Origin of the sequence: Kitasatospora sp. NPDC005856 (assembly GCF_040629945.1) — a bacterium.
Lineage (GTDB): Bacteria > Actinomycetota > Actinomycetes > Streptomycetales > Streptomycetaceae > Kitasatospora.
Genome location: NZ_JBEXWT010000169.1, coordinates 1 through 8,004, shown reverse-complemented (window position 1 = coordinate 8,004; position 8,004 = coordinate 1). Strand labels below are relative to the sequence as shown.

Below are 8,004 nucleotides of genomic sequence, written 5' to 3'. Positions count from 1 at the left end.
GTCGCCCACTCCGGCGCGCCGGAACCACCGCGCACACCGGTCGATGCGGGCCGCAGTGGCCTCCGGACCGGACCCGTCGAGCCGTCCACCGGCGGCCAGGACCGCCCCGGCCAGCTGCCGACGCGCCTCAGACATTCTGCAGGGGAGCTGGCGCCGACGGGGTCGTCCTCTGGATCAGCCGATCCATGCCGATGATGGGAAGAGCCGTCAGGAACGACCCCACCACACCGATCCACATGCACGCCACGACCCCCAAGTGGGAACCGAGCCAGCCGGCCAGGATCGCCGCGAGCGGCATGCTGCCCCAGATGACGAAGCGGATCGACGCGTTCATCCGGGCCAGCATGTCCTTGGGGCAGGTCCGCTGCCGCACGCTGACCTGGGTGATGTTGAAGGTCACCGCGCTCCAGGTCATACCGAACTGGCCCAGGATGAGCAGGGCGACTGGCAGCGCCGCAGACGCCCCCTTCAGAGACCCGGCGATCGGGAAGGCCACCATGGAGAGGCCGGCCAGCAGCAGCCCGACCGCCATGACCGTACCGGCACTCAGCCGGGCACGGATCCTGGGCAGGGTGGCCGATGCCACCAGGCCACCGAGTGTGCCGACGCCGAGCACGATGCCCATCACGGTGGTCCCGAGCCCCAGTTCGGTGAGGATGAGCAGAGGGGTGAGCGTCATGACGATCGTGGCGAAGAAGTTCGACACCCCGACTGAGACGCACAGTCGCCGTAGCACTGGGTTGCCGATGACGAACTGGACGCCGGCGCGGATGTCGTGGGCCAGCCGGGGGCGCTCACCCTTCTCGTTAGCGTGGGGCGGCTCCGAGTCCTTGACGGTCGCGAGGAAGCCAGCACACACCACGTATGCGACCGCGTCGACGACGAGTACCACGGGGGCGCTGACGACTTTGAGCAGCAGCCCGGCGAGGGCGGGCCCGCCGGCCGCGGAGACCTGGGCCGAGGCCTCCAGCCGTGCGTTGGCCGGTTCGATGGCTTCGTCGGGCACGATGAACGGCACGTACGACTGATAGGCGACATCAAAGAAGACCGAGGCGATGCCGACGACGATCGCGGCACCGTACAGCCACCCGAGGGAGAGCCGGTCGGCGGCCCACAAGGCCGGGATGGTGGCCAGAACGAGAGCACGCACCACCGCCGACCTGATCATCATGGCCCGCTTCGGCCTGCGATCGACCCACGCGCCCGCGGGGAGACCGACCAGGAGGTAACAGACAGTGAGGGCTGCGGTCAGATACCCGACCTCGGAGGTCCCCGCGTGCAAGGTCTCGATCGCGATGACGGGCAGCGCGACGAGGCCGAACCGCTGACCGAGCTGGGATGTGGACTGGGCAGCCCAGAAGCGGAGGAACTTGCCGCTGTTCACTCCGGCGGCAGGCGTGCCGGACACGGACGTGCTCACCGGGCGGCTCCCTCGCTCATCGCCTCCTGCTCGATGAACACCGAGCCTCGCAGTTCGAGCCCGGAGGACTCCACCAGACCCCGCACATGGTCGAGTGTCACGACGAACCGGTCCTTACCGTAGATCAAGTAGCGCTTCTGGTCGCCGGCGCCGGAGAAGTTGACAGTCATGACGTTCGCGCCGGCGTCGAGCCCGCGCGACTGTCCACCGCCACCCACCCGCTCGAGCGCGCTGACCGAGGGGATCAGCAAATGCGGGAAGTTCAGGCGGAGTAGGGCAATCACGTTGAGCGCCAACTCGTTGTCGCCGATAGGTGCAAGGCTCATCGGTGTGTTCGGAGCCGGAATGAACGGGCTTACGCTGCACATGTCCGCGCCGATCTCACCCGCCAGCTCGATGTCGTCGACGATGCTGTCCAAGCTCTGTCCCGGCAGGCTGGAGATGAGGCCGGTGCCGATCTTAAAGCCGACTTCCTGGAGGTCCCGCAGGTGGCGCAGACGACTGTCCAGGGTTTCGTGACGGATCCTCAGGTGCAAGTCTTGATCGCTAGTCTCGTGTTTGAGGATGTAGCTGAGGGCGCCGAGTGCGTGCAGCCGTTCGTACTGGGTGCGCTTGAGATTGCCGACGTTCAGGAGCACTTCGACCCGGTCGTCGTACAGCTGGCGAATCCGCGGAATCGCGTTCTCCAGGATCGGGAGCACCGACGGGGTTTCGCCGCCTTGCAGCAGGACGACGTCGATCCCGTTGTCTCGGATCAGCTCGGCGGTTGAGACGATCTGGTCGGCCGTCAGAAAAAAGGTGTCGTTCTCGCGGACGTTGTCGCGACGCATCGGGCAGTAGTCGCAGTTCACCCGGCACACGTTGGTCAGCTCGATGACGCCACGTAGGACGACAGTTGCGCCGAAGCGCTCGTTCCGAACCCGGCGGCTCTCCGCGAAAAGCTCCTCCTGTTCCTGGCCGCGTGCCACCAGCAGTCTGCGCATCTCTTCACGGGTCAGCAAAACGTGCCTTCTCACTCGTCGATCTCGGGTGTTTCCACATCAACAACCATGTGCGCCAAGCGGCCGGTGTCCGCGCCCGACTCGGCAAAGGTGGCGACCGTGTTCGTAAGGGATGGTCGAAAGTCGACTGCCTGGTCGCTCCCGTTGACCGTCACCACCACCCGGCCGGGATCCACCAGCCGGTCGCTGAGGAACAGTCGCACCCGGGAACAGCCGGCCGTTCGGACGTCCAGCCGCGAGCGGTCCACGGCCCGGGCCTCGACGGAGGCCGTCCGCCCAGCCGCGATGCCGTCCACCGCCACCCAGTGCGCCCTCCCGTGCTCGCTCTCGCGTGCGCGGTGGCGGACCCGGCCAGGCCAGGAGGCGCGGCGTGCGGAGCGGTAGCACCGAACGACGTCATCGAACTGCGGAGTCCCCGGGAGCAGTCGCATGGTGCTCAACTTGTGCTCGCCGTCGGGCACCTCGATGAACGAGAGTTCCTGGTGTCCCCGGCGCCTCAGCTGGGTCACCGCGTCCTGGTCGAGGACGGGTGGGATCTGCTGGTCCCGGTTCCCGTGGACCACGGCGAACGGCAGGTTCACCAGGTTCGGCAGCAACTCCCGCATGGCTTGGTCAGGTCCGAACATCTCCCACATCGAAGGCGCCCCGTTGATGGACGTCGCCATGCTGAGAGAGTCCCAGCGCCGCATGGCGATGCTCCAGGTGGCGATGCCACCCATCGAGGAGCCCATTAACGCGCAGCGGTCCGTGTCAACGGCCAGGTGCTCCCTTGCCCAGCGAAGCGCCTGCGCCGGGTAGTCGCCCGGATCGGTCGTCCAGCGGTCGTCGCGGAACCGGCTGCCGAAGAGGCCGGCCAGGTCGAAGTTGCTCCGCTTGGTGACCGGTTGGCGGGCGGTCGGGCAGAGCAACACTGCGCCGCACGCGTCGGCGAACGGGCGCAGGTAGGCGTCCAGCTCGGCACCGGAACTCCCGACGCCATGCAGTCCGACGATCACGCCCGGCGTACGGTCCGTGCGCGGCGGGGAAACGTACAGGGTCATGTCCGTCGGCCGCCCCCAGGCGTCCGACAACTCCACGGTCTCCGCCCTGCTCGACTCGGCCCCGCGGTTCGCGGCGGACAGCAGCGCTTCGAGATCGCGTGGGCCGAGCCCTTGCCGCCGGAACAGCGCGGCGGCCGTGGCGGGCGCCTCGGTCAGACAGATCCGGCGTGCCTCTTGCGGTCGGGTCACGGGTGTGCGAGTCATGGCCGCGCGGCCCCGCTGCGTCCGAGAGCCGCGCGGCGTTCGACAGCCGAGCCGTCCACGGAGCGGGACTCGAAGTGGAGCACGCCCAGGTTGACCGGGGAGCGGCTCAGCCGCTTCACGCCCGCCTTGGCCAGGGACAGCGCGGTCAGAAGGTCAGCCGCCTCGAAGAGGACTTCGAGTGCGGTCGCCCCGGTCGCGGCGGCCGTCTGCGCGGCGGCCGCGCGGAGCACCTTCAGGTCGTCGACCGAACGACAGGGGTTGCCGCTCAGCACCAGTCGGGAACGGTCCAGGATCCAGCCGACCCGGGTGCCGTCCGGGTCGTCCTGTTCGATGCCGAGCAGTTCCCCGACGGCGGGCGCCCCCTCGCCGGGGAGCGGCACGGTGAGGGTGCCGGCGCCAGGTCGGGGCAGCCCGGAGCCGGTGCTGGGGGCGGTGTCAGAGCCGGCCGCGTCACCCGCGGCCGGGAGCGGAACCAGGAACCGGTGCAGCAGCGGCCCGACCGGACGGATCCGGAGGCGGGCGGCCAACTGGGCCTCCGGCTTGTTCCGTTCCATCCAGGCGAGGACCCCGGCGTATCCGGCCTGCCGGGCCCAGTCCCTGATGGCGAAGGCCGCGCCGACGGCGGCGCTGACACCGCGGTGGCCATCATCGACGAAAACCCCCTTCAGCAGGAGGTGCCGGTGCCAGCGCATGCCGCGGTGCACTGCAGCCGGCGTGCCGTCCGCCCTGAACAGGCCCATCCAGCAATAGTCGTCGGGGGCTGCCAGCTCCCGTTCGACGACTGCCGCATCGACGTCCTCGAACGAGCAGAGCCGCGCGGCCGCTTCGGCGTCCCCGGTCCGGAGCCGTCGGGCCACCAGGCCCGCCTCCGGGCCCGGCTCAGTGGTCGCAGCCATTGCCACCGCCTTGGCCCGCCAGCGCGAGGAAGGTCGTCCCGGTTGGCGGGGTGACCGTCGGCGCGGACAGCACCCTGGCCATCTTCCGGGCCGCGGCCCGGCCAGCCATCAGGTTCATCATGAGCTGTGGCGTGACGAAACGGGAGTCCAAATCCTGGATCACCCAGTTGAAGACGTCGAAATCGAAGGGGTAGAAGGCCGGATAAAGCAGTTGGTCGTCGGTCATTCCGAGGTCGCGAGCGAGCGCGGTGGCCGGCAGCACCCGGTAGCCGACGTGCATCACCAGTTCGTCGTCCCGGAGGTTCTCGTTGATGAATTCCGCACTGTTCCGGATGGACTCTCTCGTCTCCCCGGGGCCGCCGAACACGACGTTCACCCGCACCGGCAGGTCGTTCTTCCGACTGCGTTCCAGGAAACGCAGCACATGCCGGGTGTCGAAGCTCTTTCCGAGGTTTCTCATCACCCGGTCGTCGAGACTGTCCGGGGAAACCACCACGGCTTCGACGCCGCTCCCCTGAAGCATTTCGCCAAACTCGTCGTCAAAGGGTTTCGGAGTGAAATAGGCCGACCAGCTGAGCCCGTCGAGGGCGAGATCCCGGACCAGGCCGACAACTTCCTTGGCGTACCGCAGCTCGCTGTTGAATATCCCGTCCGTGAAGAAGATCCTCCGGAACCCCTGGCGATGGATCCCCACGATCTCCTCGGCCAGGATATCCATGGGTTTGAGATCGCCCGCGTTCTCGCCGTCGATATAGGCGTACGGGCAGTAGCCGCAGGTCTGGTAGCAGGTCTTCCGGCGGGTCTCCACGCCGATCATCGCCCGATGGGCGTTCGTGTACGCCGCCATCAGCGAGGATGGGTGCCGCAGGGTGTCGGTGAGGAATCCGCAGTGCCGCCGACCCTGGACCGTTGACCCGCGCCCCTTGAAGGACAGGGGGTCGTTCGCGACATCCAGGATGGCCTGCTCCCCGGGACCTATGACGCCGACGTCGAGCCCCAGCCGGTCGACGAGCAGGCTGCCGAAGAGGCTGAACCCCGGCCCCCCACCGACCAGCACCGGGTCAAGGCCGCGACGGTCGAGTTCCGCCCGGACCCGGTCCGCGAAAGCGACGTATTCGTCAACGTGGGTGTTGCAGGTGATGTCGATGGGATCGATGTTCCTGATGGTGAATCCGATGATGTCCCAACGGCCGTCAAGCCATTCGAGGTTCTCCAGACTTGCCGGCGACTCGACGAAGTCCACCAGTCGCGTCACATGGCCCGCACGGTCCAAGGCGTCCTGGACGCAACGGAGCCCGATGGGAAAGATCGGCTGGTTGCCAGGCATCGGAAGGCTGGCCAGGTTCACTAGCGCCACGCGTGACATGCTGCACCTCTTCGCCGGAAATGAGCTGGGGCACGAGGACTGACCGAGGGACAGCCCTCGTGCCCCAGCCAAAGAGTCGAGCAACGGTTCGGTGCGCCTATGCGTTGCTCAGACGCGCCGAGGAGGCCTTGTGGTTCAGCCGCAGGACGGCACGCTCATCGTGATGAGGAAGTCCGAGTCGACCAGGTCGAACAGCTCCTCACACGCCTTGTCGAAACGCTCGGAGTCGACGAGCATCAGCAGCTCCATCGACTCCTTCTCGATGACGAGCCCGGCGCTGGCGAGGGTCTGCCGCGGCTTCTCCTTCAGGGCCGTGGCGAAGTCCTCGTCGAACCCGAGACGCGCCACGAGCGCCTCCAGCGTCTGTGCGGCCTTCTCGGCCCCTGCAACCTGCTCGGCAGTGAATGTGCTTGCGATGGTCTGAACCACTGTCACATCTCCTTTGTCGAGGTCGATCAGCCACTAACGATCGACAGCATGAACATATCAAGGTGCTCGAACTCTGTCAGTCGTTTTAGAAACTTGGCATGCGTGCAATCCAGTAACCCGTCCATCCGGGGCCAATTCGCATTGACTTGGCGAAATTGGCTGATCAAGCAGGAGTGTGTGCTAACTAGGGGTAACCGGAAATGCGATGACAAATGGGGCATTGTGCTCGATCGCGACAGGCTACTACGGAGGCTCCTAGGGGCGCTGGCCGCCAGCTCAACAGCTCGGTGGGGGATCGTCTCAATATTTCTGTCGGGCATGGGAATCGTTTAAGCCTGTGGATTCCGGGAGAAGTATTCTGCTTCCTCCGGCCAGCCTGGCGACGTCGATCGCGGTGGCCGCGTGGTGGTGCCACGGACGACTATGCTTGGCCTCTTGACCGACACCTTCCAGGCAATCTTCGGGCGCGGGCCGGGGTAGTACGCGCGGGGCAGCAGGAGTATCGGCACCCACACAAGGCTGTGCTCACAGCCGGTGCCCCGTGGGCAGCCGTGCCAGCAGGTCGGGATTCGGTCCTACGACGACTGGATGCCCGACCGCGCTCAGCATTGGCAGATCGGAGACATGGTCCCCATAGCCATAGCAGTCCGCAGGGTCGAGGTACGGATAGCGGGCCATCGTCGAGCGTACGGCCGCCGCCTTGCCGGAGCCGACCATGGGGGCGCCGAGGATTCGTCCGGTCAGCTCACCGTCACGTACCTCGGGCCGAGTGCACAGCACGTGGTCGGCTCGGACATCCCGTGCGATCGGGTCCAGCGGCGCCAGAAACGACCCAGAGACCAGAACGATGGCGGCTCCGCCAGCCTGATGCCGTACCAGGGCCTCGCGAGTACAAGCCAGATAGAAGGAGCCGCTCCCTGAGCGTTCCGCGAACCAGCGCTCACCCCACCGCGCTACATCCTCGGCCCGCTCGCCGGCCCAGGCCCGGAAGTACGTCCGGTTGGTTTCCTCCCGCGGTATCCCCCGAGACGCCTGGAGCAGCAGGGACTCGCGTACCTGCCGGGCTCTGGCGGTGCCGGCCGCGCCGTGGCGTCCGCTCATGTAGAAGTCGAGAAAGTCGAACATGCTTCTGCAGTTGATCAGCGTTTCATCCACGTCGGTGAAGACCAGACGGGTCGGCAGGATAGCTGCGTCCATGGGCGCTCCAGGGGCAGGCGGTCGTCGGCGAACTCTGGCTGTTGAGCGGGCAGAACGATAGGGCGGCGGTTCACGAGAGTGATATCCGCACCGGGTCGCGTTGCCGACCTGCCCGTTCGAGTGGCGGGCTTCAGGTAGCGCGCCACCTCGATAGCAACTGCAGCGCTGCCGGGGCCAGGGCGCAGGCGTTGTCCACAGTTGCCGCACATCACCAGCGTGCCCTGATGGGCGCAGACCTCACACCGTGGTCCGGCATCACTGTCCGCTACGGGAGCACCTCGACCATCCAGCCGGCCGACATGCACGTCGCGGACATTCCCCTTCCGGTCCGCCCCCATCCAAACCAAACGGCCTAAACGTCCAGGAAGCGGACGTCCTTGGCGTTGCGCTGGATGAAGGAGCGGCGGGCCTCGACGTCCTCGCCCATCAGCACGGAGAACAGCTCGTCGGC

7 protein-coding genes are annotated in these 8,004 nt (G+C 67.0%); all 7 read right to left on the bottom strand.

Features of this window, described 5'->3' with window-relative positions; genetic code table 11:
- Nucleotides 1-127: 127 nt before the first annotated feature.
- The 7 genes from ABZ449_RS41250 to ABZ449_RS41220 all read right to left on the bottom strand — a co-directional run bounded on the left by ABZ449_RS41250 (nt 128) and on the right by ABZ449_RS41220 (nt 7,553).
- The gene (locus ABZ449_RS41250) at nt 128-1,420 is read right to left on the bottom strand and encodes an MFS transporter (RefSeq protein ID WP_360357083.1); all 1,293 of its coding nucleotides are present in this window, start codon (nt 1,418-1,420) and stop codon (nt 128-130) included.
- A complete protein-coding gene (locus tag ABZ449_RS41245; RefSeq protein ID WP_360357080.1) occupies nt 1,417-2,421 on the bottom strand; it encodes a radical SAM protein in 1,005 nt (334 codons plus the stop codon). Before ABZ449_RS41245 ends, ABZ449_RS41250 begins: the two co-directional genes overlap by 4 nt.
- Nucleotides 2,422-2,432: 11 nt before the next feature.
- Entirely contained in the window at nt 2,433-3,650 is a 1,218-nt protein-coding gene (locus ABZ449_RS41240; RefSeq protein WP_360357079.1) for a hypothetical protein, read from the bottom strand.
- An 11-nt stretch (nt 3,651-3,661) separates the two neighbouring features.
- Nucleotides 3,662-4,561 carry a hypothetical protein gene (locus tag ABZ449_RS41235; RefSeq protein WP_360357076.1) on the bottom strand — a complete coding sequence of 300 codons (900 nt, stop codon included), beginning with the start codon at nt 4,559-4,561 and terminating at the stop codon, nt 3,662-3,664.
- Nucleotides 4,545-5,918, bottom strand: coding sequence for a radical SAM protein (locus ABZ449_RS41230; protein ID WP_360357074.1), 1,374 nt, complete (start codon nt 5,916-5,918; stop codon nt 4,545-4,547). Before ABZ449_RS41230 ends, ABZ449_RS41235 begins: the two co-directional genes overlap by 17 nt.
- A gap of 144 nt (nt 5,919-6,062) precedes the next feature.
- Nucleotides 6,063-6,356, bottom strand: coding sequence for a hypothetical protein (locus ABZ449_RS41225; RefSeq protein WP_360357071.1), 294 nt, complete (start codon nt 6,354-6,356; stop codon nt 6,063-6,065).
- 525 nt (nt 6,357-6,881) lie between these two features.
- Complete coding sequence (locus ABZ449_RS41220) at nt 6,882-7,553, bottom strand: HAD-IB family hydrolase (RefSeq protein ID WP_360357068.1); 672 nt, start codon at nt 7,551-7,553, stop codon at nt 6,882-6,884.
- Nucleotides 7,554-8,004: the final 451 nt, after the last annotated feature.